This window comes from Xenorhabdus koppenhoeferi, from assembly GCF_900116635.1.
GTDB lineage: Bacteria > Pseudomonadota > Gammaproteobacteria > Enterobacterales > Enterobacteriaceae > Xenorhabdus > Xenorhabdus koppenhoeferi.
Genome location: NZ_FPBJ01000015.1, coordinates 35,108 through 53,019 on the forward strand (window position 1 = coordinate 35,108; position 17,912 = coordinate 53,019).

Annotated in this window: 14 protein-coding genes, 1 tRNA gene and 1 pseudogene; 4 read left to right on the plus strand and 12 right to left on the minus strand. The window is 41.7% G+C overall.

Annotated features, from left to right (window positions below):
• Positions 1-278 precede the first annotated feature (278 nt).
• Positions 279-1,744: pseudogene (dtpB, locus tag BM329_RS06630) on the plus strand (dipeptide/tripeptide permease DtpB).
• 143 nt (positions 1,745-1,887) lie between these two features.
• On the opposite strand, the gene BM329_RS06635 reads toward dtpB, so the two are convergent.
• From BM329_RS06635 to dnaQ, 11 genes are all read right to left on the minus strand, one after another.
• Positions 1,888-2,700 carry an inositol monophosphatase family protein gene (locus BM329_RS06635; RefSeq protein WP_092550646.1) on the minus strand — a complete coding sequence of 271 codons (813 nt, stop codon included), beginning with the start codon at positions 2,698-2,700 and terminating at the stop codon, positions 1,888-1,890.
• Positions 2,684-3,511: an EamA family transporter gene (locus BM329_RS06640; RefSeq protein ID WP_092550649.1), complete on the minus strand. Its 828-nt coding sequence runs from the start codon at positions 3,509-3,511 to the stop codon at positions 2,684-2,686. Before BM329_RS06640 ends, BM329_RS06635 begins: the two co-directional genes overlap by 17 nt.
• The gene (locus tag BM329_RS06645) at positions 3,511-4,062 is read right to left on the minus strand and encodes an NUDIX hydrolase (RefSeq protein WP_177216206.1); all 552 of its coding nucleotides are present in this window, start codon (positions 4,060-4,062) and stop codon (positions 3,511-3,513) included. The genes BM329_RS06640 and BM329_RS06645 overlap by 1 nt, the downstream gene beginning before the upstream one ends.
• A 24-nt stretch (positions 4,063-4,086) precedes the next feature.
• Complete coding sequence (locus BM329_RS06650) at positions 4,087-5,304, minus strand: aminotransferase class III-fold pyridoxal phosphate-dependent enzyme (protein WP_092550655.1); 1,218 nt, start codon at positions 5,302-5,304, stop codon at positions 4,087-4,089.
• Positions 5,305-5,321: 17 nt separating this feature from the next.
• Positions 5,322-6,368, minus strand: coding sequence for a TauD/TfdA family dioxygenase (locus BM329_RS06655; RefSeq protein ID WP_092550658.1), 1,047 nt, complete (start codon positions 6,366-6,368; stop codon positions 5,322-5,324).
• Positions 6,369-6,874: 506 nt separating this feature from the next.
• Complete coding sequence (fbaA, locus tag BM329_RS06660; protein ID WP_092550748.1) at positions 6,875-7,951, minus strand: class II fructose-bisphosphate aldolase; 1,077 nt, start codon at positions 7,949-7,951, stop codon at positions 6,875-6,877.
• 59 nt (positions 7,952-8,010) lie between these two features.
• On the minus strand, positions 8,011-9,177 hold the full coding sequence (gene pgk, locus BM329_RS06665; RefSeq protein ID WP_092550661.1) for a phosphoglycerate kinase: 1,167 nt from the start codon (positions 9,175-9,177) through the stop codon (positions 8,011-8,013).
• A 104-nt stretch (positions 9,178-9,281) separates the two neighbouring features.
• Positions 9,282-10,301: an erythrose-4-phosphate dehydrogenase gene (gene epd / locus BM329_RS06670; protein WP_092550664.1), complete on the minus strand. Its 1,020-nt coding sequence runs from the start codon at positions 10,299-10,301 to the stop codon at positions 9,282-9,284.
• A gap of 287 nt (positions 10,302-10,588) precedes the next feature.
• Positions 10,589-12,583: a transketolase gene (gene tkt, locus BM329_RS06675; protein WP_092550667.1), complete on the minus strand. Its 1,995-nt coding sequence runs from the start codon at positions 12,581-12,583 to the stop codon at positions 10,589-10,591.
• A gap of 632 nt (positions 12,584-13,215) precedes the next feature.
• A tRNA-Asp gene (locus BM329_RS06680) sits at positions 13,216-13,292 on the minus strand.
• 154 nt (positions 13,293-13,446) lie between these two features.
• A complete protein-coding gene (dnaQ, locus tag BM329_RS06685; RefSeq protein WP_092550670.1) occupies positions 13,447-14,196 on the minus strand; it encodes a DNA polymerase III subunit epsilon in 750 nt (249 codons plus the stop codon).
• 63 nt (positions 14,197-14,259) lie between these two features.
• Between dnaQ and rnhA the strand changes: the two genes are divergently transcribed.
• The gene (gene rnhA / locus BM329_RS06690; protein WP_092550673.1) at positions 14,260-14,730 is read left to right on the plus strand and encodes a ribonuclease HI; all 471 of its coding nucleotides are present in this window, start codon (positions 14,260-14,262) and stop codon (positions 14,728-14,730) included.
• A gap of 45 nt (positions 14,731-14,775) precedes the next feature.
• Here rnhA and BM329_RS06695 read toward each other — a convergent pair whose 3' ends face one another.
• The gene (locus BM329_RS06695; RefSeq protein ID WP_092550676.1) at positions 14,776-15,489 is read right to left on the minus strand and encodes a methyltransferase domain-containing protein; all 714 of its coding nucleotides are present in this window, start codon (positions 15,487-15,489) and stop codon (positions 14,776-14,778) included.
• Positions 15,490-15,540: 51 nt separating this feature from the next.
• Between BM329_RS06695 and gloB the strand changes: the two genes are divergently transcribed.
• Positions 15,541-16,296: a hydroxyacylglutathione hydrolase gene (gene gloB, locus BM329_RS06700; RefSeq protein WP_092550679.1), complete on the plus strand. Its 756-nt coding sequence runs from the start codon at positions 15,541-15,543 to the stop codon at positions 16,294-16,296.
• Positions 16,297-16,368: 72 nt separating this feature from the next.
• Complete coding sequence (gene mltD / locus BM329_RS06705; RefSeq protein WP_092550682.1) at positions 16,369-17,700, plus strand: murein transglycosylase D; 1,332 nt, start codon at positions 16,369-16,371, stop codon at positions 17,698-17,700.
• The last annotated feature ends 212 nt before the right edge of the window (positions 17,701-17,912 follow it).

Consider the following 17,912-nt stretch of genomic DNA (forward strand, 5'->3'; position numbering starts at 1 on the left):
AATTGATTCATTTACGAACACATAAACTCCATATTAATAATTTTTGATAGTAATTTAGTGAATATTCTGCCAGATCTGGTATTACTCTTTTACGTTAATGTGATCTACCGTTGAGAAGATATCATATCAGTATATTAACCTCCCCCTCTTCACGATCACCCTGAATAAATAAACGAAATCACAACCCGTGCGATACATTACGTTACAAATATGTTAACAGCAGTATAATAATCTGGATGTATTGCCAATTGGAATGGTAGCTAACAAAGGCATTCATTATGAGTAAAACCACCCCGGTCGGTTTATGGGATCAACCGAAGCCCTTTTTCATGATCTTTTTTGTGGAACTATGGGAACGATTTGGTTACTACGGCGTTCAAGGAATTCTTGCCGTATACTTCGTCCAACAACTCGGATTTTCCGAAGCACAAGCGTTTATTACCTTTGGTGCATTTACTGCACTGGTTTACGGCCTGATTTCTCTTGGTGGTTATGTTGGCGATCACATACTCGGGACTAAACGAACCATCGTTTTGGGCGCGATTATCATGGCAATCGGCTATTTTATGATTGGCCTGTCTATCATGAAGCCAGAACTGATTTTTTATGCATTGGGTACGGTTGCCGTCGGTAACGGTCTTTTCAAGGCCAATCCTGCCAGCCTGCTGGCTAAATGTTACCAACCACAAGATCCTCGTCTGGATGGCGCATTTACACTGTTTTATATGTCGATCAATATCGGTTCCCTGGTATCCCTTTCCCTCGCCCCTGTGATTGCTGAAAAACATGGCTATACCGTCACTTACAATATCTGCGGTATCGGCCTGATTATCGCTCTGCTGGTGTATTTCGCCTGCCGCCGTATAGTCCATAACGTCGGCTCTAAGCCAGATCATCAGCCGCTCAAACCACTCAACCTGCTGGTCGTTCTGGTGGGTAGTGTAGCCACGATTGGCGCTTGCGCATGGCTATTGCACAACCGGTAATTGCCAATCTTGCCTTGTTCGCCATTACTACTATTGTAATAATTATTTTCTTCTGGCAAGCGTTCAAGCAGAATAAAGTAAGCCGTAATAAAATGTTTGTGGCTTTTATTCTGATGCTTCAGGCGGTTGTATTCTTCATCCTGTATAACCAAATGCCCACTTCTCTTAATTTCTTCGCCATCAATAACGTTCATCACCAGATCCTTGGTTTTAATATCAATCCCATCAGTTTCTAGGCATTAAATCCATTTTGGATCATCATCATCAGTCCAATACTGGCCGTGGTATACACCAAGCTAGGTACCAAAAGCAAAGATTTTTCGATGCCAACAAAATTTACCTTCGGTATGTTCCTATGTTCTCTGGGCTTTCTGACAGCCGCCGCTTCGGGTTTGTTTGCTGATGCCCAAGGCATTACTTCCCCGTGATTTATCGTGCTGGTGTATCTGTTCCAGAGCGTGGGAGAATTGATGATTAGCGCCTTAGGTCTGGCAATGGTGGCAGCATTTGTTCCCAGTTATCTGACTGGCTTTATTCTGGGGATGTGGTTCCTGTCACAAGCGGTGGCATCAATGTTAGCAAGTCATGTGGCGGCATTGACTGCTACACCAATCGGCGTAACTGATCCCCTGCAAACCCTGCCAATTTATATGGGTGTGTTTGGTAAAATCGGGGTCGCCACACTGATTATCGCCGTGATTATGGCCTTTATGGTGCCATGGCTGAACCGTATTATGAAAGAGGAAATGAAGGCATAATTGACCTAATTCTGCTTGCCTGAACACATTCTCCGCTCGTTGATAATAAAAATAATGGGCGGGAATCATTTCTTTTCAGGTAGTTTAGCTGCCTCGTTTGAATAGAAAATATCCATAAAATGAACATTCATCCTGTTTGGCTCTCAACTTTTTAATTTTTCAATCACAGAATGCGCCAATTCCAGAGAATTTGCTGATAATAAGCAATTGCTTTGAATCAAATTGTCTGTGTTACCGTATAGATCCATAACTGTCATTCCTGCTTCTTTGAGACAAACTATCAAAGCTGCGCTATCCCATGGTTTCATAATCGTATCAATCGCTAAATCAACCTTACCTCGGGCAACACTTAAATGCTGAATACAGTCGCCCGAAAACTTGAATGATTTAGCAATTTTTATTATCTCAATTAACTCCCAAGGGGTAGCACCATTCTCCAGCCACGTTGACGTTCCATGTATGCCAGATGAGGTAATAGTAGCTGCACTTATAGATTTAGATGACTCTGAATTGAGTAACTTTACATCATTATAGCTATCTGTGTAAAAGCATCCTTCTCCTTTGGCTGCATACATCAGTTGATTTAAACCAGGAATTGCAACCGTTCCTAATATCGGTTCATTATTTTCAATTAGAGCAATTAAAGAGCCGTATACAGGGATATCCAGTTTAAACCATGAGGTTCCATCTATCGGATCTATTAACCAAAAACGATCAACATCGTCAAAACCTTCTGGACTCAATTCTTCTCCATAAACAGAAATGTCTGGAGTAAGCTGCATCAAAGAGTCTCGAATATACTCCTCCGCTAATATGTCAATATTACTAATAACGCTATGATCCAATTTTTCACTGAACTGTGCCTCTGATTTGTTTTTTTCAATCAAATTAGATGCTGATGTTGCTACATTTTTAACTAATGATAATAGTTCTGCTAAGTTAAGTTCGCTTTTCATGTTCCACCGTTGACCAGTTCAAAAATATGTTTAAACAAAGCACGAAAATCAGTGATGCATAGATGAACATTCTTCCATTCGAAAGCGATTGATTAAATAAAATTATTGCTAAAATGCTGCCAGTTATCGGAGATACGAACTGGTACAAAGAAATGTATCTAAATTCAACTAACTTACTACCTGTAATAAACAGCACAAGTGGTAGACATGTCAAAACGCCCAGAATAGGGAGTAATAGCACTTGAGTTGAACTAACCTCTAGATTTCCCTCGAATAAAAGGAATAAAAATGCCAACGGCATCATTAAGAATGTTTCATTCTTCAAAGCTGATAGCGGTTCAAACCTCTTTTTTCGATGCCAAAGAGCATATAACGTAAAAGCTGATGCGATCATCAAACCTGAGATAGGTAGTACCTCATTCATCATTGCATCAATAGCTATGATAGATACAGCTACGATCGCACAGGCTCTTGCAAGGAAAGTCATTTTACTCTTGTTGGTAATGCTATCTACAATTAAAAACAAAACTGGCATTATCAAATAGGCATAACTTGCCTCTAAAATAAAACCATTCTGTACCGTAATAGCGTAAATCCCCCAGTTTGCAGAAAGGAACAGAGCTGATGGAATATATGACAATAGCTTCTTCTTAGTGATTATCTCTCTTTTTGTAAAAATAAATAGAATCGTCCATGTTGTAATTATCTGCATAGATAGCATAAATAGAGGAGAGACATTAGTAAAAAAATAGAAGTATAAAGGCAGTCCACCCCATATTAGATTTGCTGCCAATAATTTTAAATGTGGCATTAAGCAGCGCTCTTAAACAATAAATTCGTTTTACTCACCATTCGTAAAATTGCGGCATCATCAGTGATGCCGCTTACCTCAGATACAGGCACCCATGAAAGCTGCAATGATTCAGGAGAGCAAACAATTTCAGCATCTTTAGGTGCAACGAAACACATAGAAATATCATAATGAGGGTGCTCTGGCATTAAACAGTTTTCGGGAATTGGGTGCATATCAACATCGATTATGAAAGCATCTGCTTTAGACAAACCAACAATACCACTTTCCTCAGTAGCCTCACGCACACATGCGTCTAAAAAAGTTCTGTCAGTAGGCTCAATATGTCCACCTAGTTGGAACCACTTTCCTAATTTCGCATGCTTAGTCAATAAAACTTTGCTCTTGTCATGCGATAGAATCCAAGCTGATGCTGTAAAATGACCGGCAACATTTTTACTATCAAATGGCTGACTGACTTCAAGCAGAGCCATCATTTCATTAATGTACAATAATTCAATTACATATTCAGTGGAATAGTTGGCTAATAGTTTTTTTATCTCTTGCTTCATTATGTTCTCCATATTATTTTCATATTAAATTGTACTTTTCCACTGTATGACGGAATCGAAAATTAATTGCCCAAACTTATCTTTATTCACACTCTGATGCGCCAAGCTAATAAATGAATTATGACCAAGCATGATTAAAATCCCATTATCAACCAATTGCATTTTAAGGGAATTTCGCACACTGAAATCATTAACAATCTCATCTGAAAAAATAATATCAAAAAGAGCGCTATTAAATAATGTCTTTGCTTCTAGAAGATGGTTAACACCAGCTTGCGAAAATGCATTATTTATTGTATTTACAAGATCATATCCGGTTGAAGAAATTATGCTATATCCATCTTCCTTAGACATAATATCAGCAACAGTAATAACTGCTGTTGCTGAAAGTGTTTCTTTTGTATGAGTTCCACCAATGCGTGACTCTTTATAAATATCAATGGCTTCTGGCTTTCCCATCAATATAGAAATTGGCAAACCATTACCAATGGCTTTACCCATCACAATATAATCACTGTCAATATTATAGTTAGATAAAAAACCACCTGCATTAGTTCTACCAGCAGTTTTTGTTTCGTCCAACAAAATTTTGATACCATAGGCTTTACAAAGTGAAATCGCTTTTTCTAGTACTTTAATTTCGCAGAATGCTAATTGGTATACATCAATTGCAAAGATAGCAATCTCGTTACCATGAGCTTTAAGTGTATCCTCAAGTGAATCCATTGAAAAATCGATCCAGTTCAATACTTTTTCTTCACCTTCAACACCGCGCATACCGTTTAGGTATCTCAGTTCATTTCTCTTTTCACTGCCAATTCGCTCATGCCAGCTAGGAGATTTATATAACTGAGAGTCATGCCATCCAAGAAAACCACAACGAAGAATCTTAGTTCTCTTAGTGTCAAGCATTGCACAACGAAATGCTCCCGTGACAGCTTCTGAACTTGTTTTAAAAATTGATACTACCTTATGAGCTGGGTATATAGTTTCGAAAACTTCAGCCAATTGTGAATGAATAGCACCAAATCCAGGAAATGAAAGCCCTTTATTAAGTGCAGCCATTAGTACTTCATTGAATGTTCTATTAGCATGACCCAAAATTACTGGGCCAATACCTAAGATAAAATCCATGTACTCTTTTGAATTTTGATCATAAATTTTATGGCCAACACCTGATGTAAAGAGAATAGGATGACCATTTAGGTCAAAATAGCGATCACTTCCAACTAATGGAGACATTTATTTTTCCTTTATTATTAAACGATTGCAACATGGCCCATTTGTGGATTTCTATTTAGCTTGCGCCATGCGTCTTGACTAAACCCATACATACGTAGAAGCCATCGGTCAGTCCCGTCATATTTTGCCTCGTGCGTAAGAGATTCTCTTCCATGAAGAGTAATCCTATTGTTAACGATAAATATGTCACCAGGCTCTAAAACAACCTTATCTGTAAATTTAGGATTATTAAGGTGTTTCTCTAGCTCTGATAACGCATTAGATGCTCTATCTGTTAATCCCACCAATTTAGAAGAACTATATCTTATACACAGCTTACTATTGATCTCAGATATAACGCTGATATTCTCTAAATCGAAGTTGTAGTCAAAACTAGATTGGCTTTTTGCTGAGTATTCAGGCTTACAAAGTTGTTGGATTATTGAGTACGGTAAGTGATCTAGAATATCAGATAAATACCAAATCGTTGTACCCGCTCCGTTAGGGTTTCTGAGACAACACAATCCAAAAATCTCAGGTGAAATAAGATTATTACCTATATTTTGAGGGAGCATTTCTGCCCATTGACCATTAACAACCTCAGTGTGTGGACTTAGCTGCTTCGTTGAGCGCAATTGTGAGGCTTCCGAATTTTTAGCAGGCATTACCATGTGAGCCAACCTACCCGACATCTCCCCCTCATAGCTGGCAACTTTATGACCAGTGATCGATATCGCAGCGAGCAAAGAAGATGCTGGTGTCCTCCACAAAATTGTATCTGGCGGACAATCATTTGTCGGGGTTGGTGGTATATTTTTTGTTGAAAAACAATTTTTAAAAACTAGATAATTGAATTTTTCCTTTTCTCTAAACCAAGATATTTCACTAAATAATTCTTTATTTTTTGAGAGAAAACCTTTCATTTTGTCTTCAGCAATACTAGTAACAATGTAGGGTTTCAACTCTTGGCAATATAAAGCGCTTTCATTTTGCATCTTCAAAAATTCAGCATCGCCAAACTCAACAATAAGCCCATGACCATTCTCACTCACATAGCTACAAACTTTTAATTCATTTAGATTCATAATTTCCTACTATATAAATAAGTTATATTTTATGTATGGAATTATAAAAATCCATATTATAAATATTATTTATTGGATATTAAAAAATCGATTGAACTGATAATTTTTTGTAGAATTCACAAAAATTGATCGATGTTGCTAAGTCAAGAAGGAAATATTTTAAACTTTGTTAGTTCTATTTTAATTTATTATAATATATGAAAAGTAATATATAAACAAAAGCATGAATATCTATTCACATTATTAAGATACTATAAGCCAGATTAAAATCCAGAAACAGTTAATTTATATAAATTTGTTAATGAAATCACAAAATAGCAGTTATTTCACTCAGGAGTTAAAGTAAATAAATTAGTTACATGATAAGCGTGATAAAAATAGGTAATTGCTAGTAACAAGAGGAATTAGCCCGCAAATTTATTGACCTGATTAAGCCCTAGATCAGATTGCACTCCCTAACGGAGTGCAATCTAAGAATCTGCTATCTACGCAATTAATTATCGCAATTACAGCACATCAACCGCATTCAGTTCTTTAAAAGCCTGCTCCAGACGAACAATCATGGAGGATTGGCCAGCACGCAGCCAAACACGTGGATCATAATATTTCTTGTTAGGTTTATCCGCACCTTCTGGGTTACCCAGTTGGCCTTGCAGGTAGCCTTCATTCTTTTTGTAGTAGTTCAGAATACCTTCCCAAGTCGCCCACTGGGTATCGGTATCGATATTCATTTTAACTACGCCGTAGCTAACTGCTTCCTGAATTTCTTCTGCGGTAGACCCGGAACCACCGTGGAAAACAAAGTCCAGGCTGTTGTGTGGCAGGTTGAATTTCTCAGAAACGTAGTCCTGTGAATTACGCAGGATTTTCGGTGTCAGTTTAACGTTACCCGGTTTGTATACACCGTGAACGTTACCGAAAGAGGCTGCGATGGTGAAACGTGGGCTGATCGCGTTCAGTTTTTCATATGCGTAAGCCACATCTTCTGGCTGAGTATACAGGGAAGAACTATCGAGATGGCTGTTATCAACGCCATCTTCTTCACCACCCGTACAACCCAGTTCGATTTCCAGAGTCATGTCGAGTTTCGCCATGCGGGCAAGATATTGGCTGCAAATCTCGATGTTTTCTTCCAGAGATTCTTCTGACAGGTCAATCATGTGGGAAGAGAACAGTGGCTTGCCGGTTTGCGCGTAGTGTTTTTCACCTGCATCCAGAAGGCCGTCTATCCATGGCAACAGTTTGCGTGCGCAGTGGTCAGTATGCAGGATCACAGGAACGCCGTAATGTTCTGCCATCTGATGAACGTGGTGGGCACCAGAAATAGCACCGATAATCGCTGCCTGCTGGCCTTCTGCTTTCAAGCCCTTACCAGCAACGAAAGATGCACCGCCGTTAGAAAACTGGATAATAACCGGAGCACGTACTTTTGCCGCTGTTTCCAACACTGCATTGATGGAATCAGTGCCGACGCAGTTAACCGCTGGTAACGCGAAGTTGTTCTCTTTAGCGACAGCAAAGACTTTTTGAACATCATCACCAGTGATGACACCCGGTTTTACGAAATCAAAAATTTTAGACATGTTACGTGGCCCTGTATTGACATTGAACAGGCAGCCAACGCTGCCTGTTATCACAAAACTTAGTTACTGTTAGCACGTTCTTCCAGCATCACAACGGCTGGCAGTTTTTTACCTTCAACGAACTCAAGGAAAGCACCACCACCGGTAGAGATATAAGAGATCTTGTCAGCAATTTCGAACAAGTCGATTGCCGCTAAAGTATCACCGCCACCTGCGATAGAGAAAGCATCACTTTCAGCAATCGCGCGGGCAACAATTTCGGTTCCTTTACGGAAGTTAGGGAATTCAAAAACACCCACTGGCCCATTCCACAGAATGGTTTTTGCGTGTTTCAGGATTTCAGCCAGACGCTCAGCAGAAGCATCACCCAAATCAAGGATCTGTTCTTCATCTTTAATTTCGCTGGTGGATTTCAGCGTTGCTTCCGCAGTTTCAGAAAATTCAGTTGCAACACGAACATCAGTCGGAACCGGGATATCACAACTTTCCAGCAATTTTTTCGCTTCTGGAATCAAATCGTCTTCGTACAAGGAGCGACCAACATTATGCCCTTCTGCCGCAACAAAAGTATTGGCAATCCCACCACCGACAATAAGCTGATCGGCAATTTTGGACAGTGAATCAAGAACTGTCAGTTTAGTTGAGACTTTAGAACCACCGACAATCGCCACCATTGGACGAACCGGATTGCGCAACGCTTTGCCCAGAGCTTCCAGTTCACCTGACAGCAGCGGCCCCGCACACGCAATTGTTGCAAATTTGGCAACGCCGTGGGTTGATGCCTGAGCACGGTGTGCTGTACCAAAAGCATCCATTACGTACACATCACACAGGGCTGCATATTGCCTCGATAATGTTTCATCGTCTTTTTTCTCACCTTTGTTGAAGCGGACATTCTCCAGTACAACTAACTCGCCTTCCGCCACTTCAACACCATCCAGATAATTTTTTTCCAGACGAACAGGAGAAGACAGTTTTCCTTTCAGGTAATCAACGACAGGTTTCAATGAGAACTCTTCGTTGTATTCTCCCTCAGTCGGGCGCCCCAGGTGAGAAGTAACCATGACCTTGGCTCCCTGATTCAACGCGGCCTCGATCGTCGGCAAAGACGCACGGATACGTGCATCAGAGGTAACTTTGCCATCTTTTACAGGCACATTCAGATCAGCGCGGATTAATACACGTTTACCTGCCAACTCTAAATCAGCCATCTTAATTACAGACATGGTGAATCCTCTCATTGATTCTCTATAAAATTACTCAATCTTCTGCTGTGTGCTGTTTGTCAATGCGTTCAATACAACTCAATACAACTCAATACAACAGATGATTATTTAAAACCAGTTGCAGCCATTGCCAGCGTTGTATCAAGCATCCGGTTGGCAAAGCCCCACTCATTATCACACCACACGAGAGTTTTGATCAGATGGTGTCCGCTGACTCTCGTTTGTGTGCCATCCACAATGGCACTGTGGGGATCGTGGTTAAAATCCGTGGAAACTAACGGCAAATCAGTATAATCCACTATACCACGAAACTTTCTGGTCGCTGATTTTTGCAGGAGTTGGTTCACATCTTCAACATTCACTGTGGCGTGAACTGTTACGCTTAAATCAATCGCGGTCACATTGATGGTGGGCACCCGCACAGAAATTGCTTCAAACCGATCACTGAATTTGGGGAAGATACGAGTGATCCCCGCCGCCAGTTTTGTATCGACAGGAATAATAGATTGACTGGCTGCCCGGGTTCGACGCAAATCAGGGTGATAAGCATCAATCACCGGCTGATCATTCATAGATGCATGAATGGTTGTCACCGTACCAGACTCAATATTGAATTCATCATCCAATACTTTGATGATTGGAATGATGCAGTTTGTCGTACAGGAGGCATTGGAAACAATTCGATCTTCTGCAACTAATGAATGGTGGTTGACACCATATACCACCGTTGCATCCAGATTATTTCCTCCCGGATGTGCAAACAGAACTTTTTTGGCACCACTTGCGATATGGGATTCCCCATCCACCCGTTCACCATACTTACCCGTACAATCAAGTACGATATCAATGCCCAGCTCTTTCCACGGTAAAGCTGAGATATCCGGCTGATGAAACAGCCGGATACTGTCATCTCCTACTTGCAATAAATCATTATTCAGGCGTACATCCCATGCAAAACGCCCATGACTGGAATCGTATTTCAATAAGTGAGCAACACCTTCTGCATCTGCCAGCTCATTGATAGCGATCACCGAAATTTCAGCCCGACGCCCGGATTCGTAGAGAGCACGCAAGATACTCCGCCCTATTCTGCCAAACCCGTTAATCGCAATCCTGATTGTCATGTTACTCCCTGAATTTCTCTGTTGTCATGCAACCGTTTAGAATAACTGAGCAACTGCGCCTTGTACGGATGATTCATCACAAAATTAGTTAGACTGTGATGGACAAGACATTTTACACATCGATTTATATACTTAACTGAAACGGTTCAGCTAATAAAGGGGCAGATTACGAGAAAAAAAGCGTGATGGCAAGCACCACTAATCGCATCATGAAGTAAAAATTGAATAAAAAAAGAGCGCATTCACACAAAATTTGATGCGAATGCGCTTACTGTCTCGTTTGCTAATTATTTGAGCAGGGATGTCGCTTTGGCTACTACGTTTTCAACGGTAAAACCAAACTCTTTAAACAGAGCATCAGCAGGGGCAGATTCACCGAAGGTATTCATGCCGACGATAGCGCCGTTAATACCAACATATTTGTACCAGTAATCAGCAATACCCGCTTCTACAGCAATACGGGCAGATACTGCCGCTGGTAGTACTGCCTCACGGTATGCTGCATCTTGCTTGTCGAAAACCTCTGTGGATGGCATGGATACCACGCGAACCTGACGACCTTCTGCACTTAATTGCTCAGCCGCTTTCACTGCCAGTTCAACTTCAGAGCCAGTCGAGATCAGGATCAATTCAGGCTGACCCGCGCAATCTTTCAGGATATAAGCACCTTTCTCGATATTCGCCAATTGTTCAGCAGTACGCGCCTGCTGTGCCAGATTTTGGCGGGAGAAGATCAGAGCAGTCGGGCCATCTTTGCGCTCAATTGCATATTTCCACGCAATTGCAGATTCAACCTGATCACATGGACGCCATGTGATCATATTCGGGGTTACACGCAGGCTAGCGATTTGCTCAACTGGCTGGTGAGTCGGGCCATCTTCACCCAAGCCGATAGAATCATGGGTATATACAAAGATGCTGCGGATTTTCATCAACGCCGCCATGCGTACAGCATTACGGGCATATTCGACAAACATCAGGAATGTTGCGCCATAAGGCACAAAACCGCCATGCAGGGCAATACCGTTCATGATGGCAGACATACCGAATTCACGTACACCGTAGTGGATGTAATTACCATCCTGAACTTCATTCAAAGGCTTGGAACCAGACCACATGGTCAGGTTACTTGGTGCTAAGTCAGCGGAACCACCCATAAATTCTGGCAGAATTTTACCGAAGGCTTCCAGTGCATTTTGTGATGCCTTACGACTGGCAATGGAAGCAGGATTCTGTTGCAGGTTCTCAATGAATGCGTTAGCTTCTGCTTCCCAATTTTCTGGCAGTTCACCACTGACACGGCGGGTAAACTCTGCTGCCAGCTCTGGATGCGCTTTTGCGTAAGCTGCAAATTTTTCGGCCCATGCGGCTTCTTTGGCTTTACCTGCATCTTGTGCATTCCAACCAGCGTAAATATCCTGAGGAATTTCGAATGCAGGATGCTCCCAGCCCAGCGCCTTGCGGGTGGCTTCGATTTCTGCATCACCCAGTGGGGCACCGTGGCACTCTTCTTTACCTGCTTTATTTGGTGAACCAAAGCCGATGGTGGTTTTACACATTAACAAAGATGGTTTACCGATCTCTTTGCGTGCTGATTCAATGGCTGCTGCAATAGCGTCTGAATCATGTCCGTCGATACCACGGATAACATGCCAGCCATAGGCTTCAAAGCGCGCTGCGGTATCATCAGTGAACCAACCTTCTACTTCACCATCAATAGAAATACCGTTGTCATCATAGAAAGCAATTAGTTTGCCCAGTTTCAGAGTACCTGCCAAAGAGCACACTTCGTGGGAGATACCTTCCATCATGCAGCCATCACCCATAAATACATAAGTGTAGTGATCGACAATGTCATGACCAGAACGGTTGAACTGTGCTGCCAGCGTCCGTTCTGCAATCGCAAAGCCTACCGCGTTGGCGATACCTTGCCCCAGTGGGCCGGTAGTAGTTTCAACGCCTGAAGTATAGCCATATTCTGGATGGCCCGGGGTTTTGGAATGCAGTTGGCGGAAATTCTTTAAATCGTCGATGGAAACATCATAACCCGTCAGGTGCAGTAAGCTATAAATCAGCATGGAACCGTGGCCATTAGATAACACAAAGCGGTCACGATCAGCCCAATTAGGGTTAGTAGGGTTATGATTAAGATAGTCGCGCCACAGTACTTCAGCAATGTCAGCCATTCCCATCGGTGCGCCAGGATGCCCTGATTTTGCTTTCTGCACAGCATCCATGCTCAAAAAGCGGATAGCATTAGCAAGGGTTTTACGAGTGGTCATTCTTTACTCCAAGTCGGATAAAAGCGTTAGTGAACTTAAGAACCAATTTTCGCAGTGCAGCATACAAACCGCAATCATTAATGCCAGATAATGGAAACTATCTTAATTTCCAATTTGCAACAATTCTTTGATTTACCCCGTTGTTTTGCCGAGTTTTCAGGCTGACACAGACAACCGGAGGCGATATTGCGCAAAAAGGAATAATATCCCTAATATTTGCGCAATAAAAACCACGTATTAAACACGATACTCAAGAGTTTAATCAAGGCTAAAAACGCGAGTGTTTCTGCCACATTAGAATCATGATCTGAACACGCGAACGACTTCTGGCTTAAAAAAGTTATCGATTTCAATAACGGTAAATTTCATCATTTTCATCATCAAAACAAACAAAATTCACTTGTAATGTATTTTAATTACTAGACAAACTAGAATGAACAGTATCCAGAACGATTTCAGCCGCCAGTTTTTTGAGAAAATAGTAAAGATATTATTCTTTACATAACATCATGACTTTATTGATAAATATGAAAAACGGGGCAAGATAGTTAAAATATTTGAGGTTTATAATAAACTATTTTATTGACCGAAAATTAAAAAGCCCCGAGTTAAAACTCAGGGCTTCTAAATTCTGGCGGTGCGGACGGGACTCGAACCCGCGACCCCCGGCGTGACAGGCCGGTATTCTAACCAACTGAACTACCGCACCGCGGGGGGTTCTGGTTAAGAACGGAACGAATAGTACGGGCTACGATAAAATCCGTCAATCGCTTTTTATAAAAAAATGGTTCACTTGCACAGTTTTTAGCCTTAACAATATATTTCCTTCCATTTTGCACTATTTTGTCAATGTATCTGATTTGTCAATGTATCTGATCGGGTTTTGACCGCCAGAGACAACTTCCCCCTTTCTTTTCCACCAAGTCTAAGCGGGATTCATGCTGAATTAATTCTTCATCAGATGCATGAATAACTTTTAATCCAGACTGAGGGCGAGTAACTTTCTGAATTTCTGCAATCAAAGCATTGCTTGAAATTTCTCCTTCCATAGAAAAAGCCAGTGCTGTTTGGCCACCAGTCATCGCTAAATAGACATCAGCCAGAATCTCGGCATCGAGCAATGCCCCGTGGAGAGTACGTTTCGAATTATCAAGTTGATAACGGTCACATAACGCATCAAGGTTATTACGCTTGCCGGGGAAAAGTCTCCTTGCCAGCATCAGGCTGTCTGTAATAGTACAAAAATCAGCCGTTGGGGGAATATCACGATTCAGCTTACTAAACTCATAATCCATAAAGCCGATATCGAACGTTGCATTATGGATAATCAATTCAGCTCCACGAATAAATTCAATGAATTCATCGGCGATATCAGCAAATAACAGTTTATCTTGCAAAAATTCATCGCTGATGCCGTGAACTTCAAACGCTTCAGGATCGACCAAGCGTTCAGGTTTGATATAAATATGAAAATGGCGCCCCGTCAAACGACGGTTGATGACTTCCACCGCACCAATTTCAATGATGTTGTGTCCCTCATAGTGAACACCTAACTTGTTCATACCGGTTGTTTCGGTATCAAGGACAATTTGGCGGGTAATTGCAGTGCTCATAGTGTTTTTTTGTGTCAGACTTAGAGTTTTGATTAAAGATGATATAGGAAGAGTCTACCAAAGATGAACAAACAGGTAGAAATTTTCACCGATGGTTCTTGCCTGGGCAATCCCGGCCCCGGCGGATATGGCATTTTACTCCGTTACCAACAACATGAAAGAAAAATGAGCGGGGGTTATTTTCTCACGACCAACAATCGCATGGAGTTAATGGCTGCGATTATCGGGTTGGAGACGCTGAAACACCCTTGCACCGTGATCCTGACAACTGACAGCCAATATGTCCGCCAAGGAATTACTCAATGGATCCACAATTGGAAAAAACGCGGCTGGAAAAAAGCCGATAAATCACCTGTGATTAATATCGATCTCTGGCAACGACTTGATCAAGCTATCTCACGACATGAGATTGATTGGCGTTGGGTCAAGGGTCATACCGGACACCGGGAAAACGAAATCTGCGATGAACTGGCCCGGGCAGCCGCCAACAACCCCGCTCAATCAGATGATGGTTATATCGAAAGTGAAAATTAGCCTGTAATTATCGCCTTTATCTCTCAAATTATGGCGGTGAAAACATTAACGACGGTGGAAATTTTTCACTGTCCCCAACGCATTACTGAACTTCGGTTTTAACAATGTCGCCCGCGCAGGGTTCAGTGTCAAAGGTATTGTCCGCTTGCGGGCAATAATCACATTCAGGCAACCAAATATTGATGCAGCAGCATCATAACGACTATCCCCGCTTTGCCAAGGTAAAACATGGAAGTTCGTGTGATGAATCACCTCGTAGTTTAGCAGACGGAGCCAATCCAATTGACGAAGCATAGAAAACATTTGTGCCCGACAAACCAGTCGGCGATATATTGGTGAAATCGCTTTCCTTAATCCCAATACACTTATTGGATTAAAACCACTGATAATCAACCAGCCATCATCAATGATTATTCTATCCACCTCTCTTAACAACCAATGAGGATTAATGCTATAAGTCAACATATGCGCCAACAGGCAAGCATCAGCAGATTTAGTGGCAAAAGGAAGATAGTGGGGATCAGCCATTACATCCATATTCTGCCCCTGCAAACCGATGTTGACTTGATGTCTGACCAGACAAGAACGGCTATCAATTTCTGTACTTAAGCTACCGATTTTCAATAAATGAAAACCAAAAATCTTTGGCCACCAAGGTTCCAATTGACGTTCCAGAGCGACGCGGTAATATTCTCCCCACGGTAACTCAGCCCAAGAAACGGGAGGGGTTATTTGCTTAACTGAACGTGCTGTTTGCATGTCATCTTCCTTTCAACCTACTATAAATCTACTACGAAAATGAGGCATATGATGGAGCTTATCAGGATCTCAGCCCTTTTAGATAACTACATTTGGTTACTTTGTGATGAAGACAAACGTTGTGTCATTATCGATCCCGCAGAATCTCAGCCTGTCATTGACATTTTAGCAGCAAATCAACTTATTCCTGTGGCAATCTTCCTGACACACCACCATCACGATCATGTTGGTGGTGTACCCGGATTACTCATAAAACACCCGGAATTACCAGTGTACGGACCTGAAGAGACCCGAAGAAAAGGCGCAACCCAAATTGTTCACGAACATGAAACCATTGAAATCGCCCACTTCTCTTTCCGTGTCATGGAATTGCCGGGCCATACACTCGGCCACATCGCGTTCTATCAAGCTCCCCACTTATTTTGCGGGGACACGTTATTTTCTGGCGGCTGTGGGCGATTATTTGAAGGCACCGCTGAACAAATGTTCTCTTCTCTTGGAAAAATTTCATCACTACCTGATGACACATTAATTTGCTGTGCACATGAATATACAGCGGCAAATATGGCATTTGCAAAAGCAGTATTGCCTGATAATCAAACCATTCACAATTATTACCAAAAAATTATTGAGCGGCGTGAAAATAGACAAGCAACAGTACCCACAACTTTACAGACAGAGAAAAAAATTAATGTTTTCTTAAATTGTCACAATATTGATTTACAAAAAAATATCGGTATCAAACCTAATTCAATATCACTTTCTTCTGTTTTTCAGCAATTAAGGGCTTATAAAGATCAATTTTGATTTTGTTGGGTTGTCTTCTGCGTAATAGGTCAGTATGATCGCTCACCTTTTAGACAAACATCAAAAGAGAACATGAAGACAAAAGCGATCTTATTCGCTTCTGTTTTGCTTGCTGGGTGTCAATCGAGTCTGCAACCAAAGGCTCCATCTCAGCAGCATACACAGAAGATGTCTTCGACGAATCAGAAAATAGACAGTATTGCAGGGCAAGAAGATTCTGCAAACTGGAAGGAGAGTCCGACAACCCAACAAGATTTATGGGGACATATCCGTGATGAGTTGAAGATGGAAATTCCTAGTAATAGCAGAGTGCTAAAGCAACAAAATTACTACCTGAAACACAAGAGCTATCTCCAAAATGTGACGTTGCGGGCAGGCCCGTACATCTATTGGATAGTTGAGCAGCTTGATAAACGAAAAATGCCAATGGAATTGGTATTGCTGCCCATAGTGGAGAGTGCTTTTAACCCCCATGCTACCTCTTACGCTAAGGCTGCAGGTTTATGGCAGATTATCCCAAGTACAGGCCGCCATTATGGTTTGACACAAGACAAATGGTACGATGCCCGACGTGATGTTGCGGCATCAACGACTGCCGCACTGGATATGTTTGAACAGCTGAACAAGCGGTTCAATGGAGACTGGTTATTAACCATCGCCGCTTACAATAGCGGTGAAGGCCGGGTAATACGTGCAATCAGGAACAATGCAGCGAAAGGAAAGCCGACAGATTTCTGGTCGTTATCACTGCCACGGGAAACGATGTATTATGTTCCCAAGATATTGGCATTAAGCAACATTATTCGCCATAGCAAAGAATTCGGTTTCAAACTACCAGAATCCAACAATCAGCAAGCGTTGACCAAAGTTGAGGTAGGACAACCAATCATGTTATCCCAAGCGGCTAAACTATCTGGACTATCGTTAACATCCGTCAGAGCATATAATCCGGGTTATAAACAAGGTATGACTTCCCCTCATGGGCCGCATTACATCATGCTGCCAAAACAGAACGTCAGCCAGTTTAAAACCTCATTGACTGATGAAAACGTTCTGAAGGATATCCGCCTGTCTGTTACGCATAACGCCCGTAAACTACAACAACAAGGCCAATATACAGTTCGTGCCGGAGATACATTGTCAGCGATAGCCAAGCGCTTCAATACCACTCATAGGGATTTACAACGATTGAATAGCCTGAAAACAGCGGATCGGCTCAAAATCGGGCAAGTACTGAAAATCGATAATAGTGGCCCTGTCACTTATCGGGTACGTAGAGGCGACTCTTTTTCCAGCATCGCCAAACGCCATAATGTCAATCTCAATGATCTGATAAACTGGAATAAAAACATTAAAATCAAAGAAATGAAACCCGGTATAGCACTGACGCTTTATATTAATTAAGTTGTTTCATCGTTTCCGATCTATGCTCCCGTCTAAAAAGACAGGGAGCATAGATAAACGTATTATACCCATCGTCTTTCAAGTCGCAGCTTTGTTAGCTGTACTCACTCACCCCAGTCACATAGTCTGCTACGCTCCTGAGAACTCACTCCCTTGCCGTCACGCTGCATTTTGAAATCTATTGGATATATAAAAACAGTGACTGAGTTAAT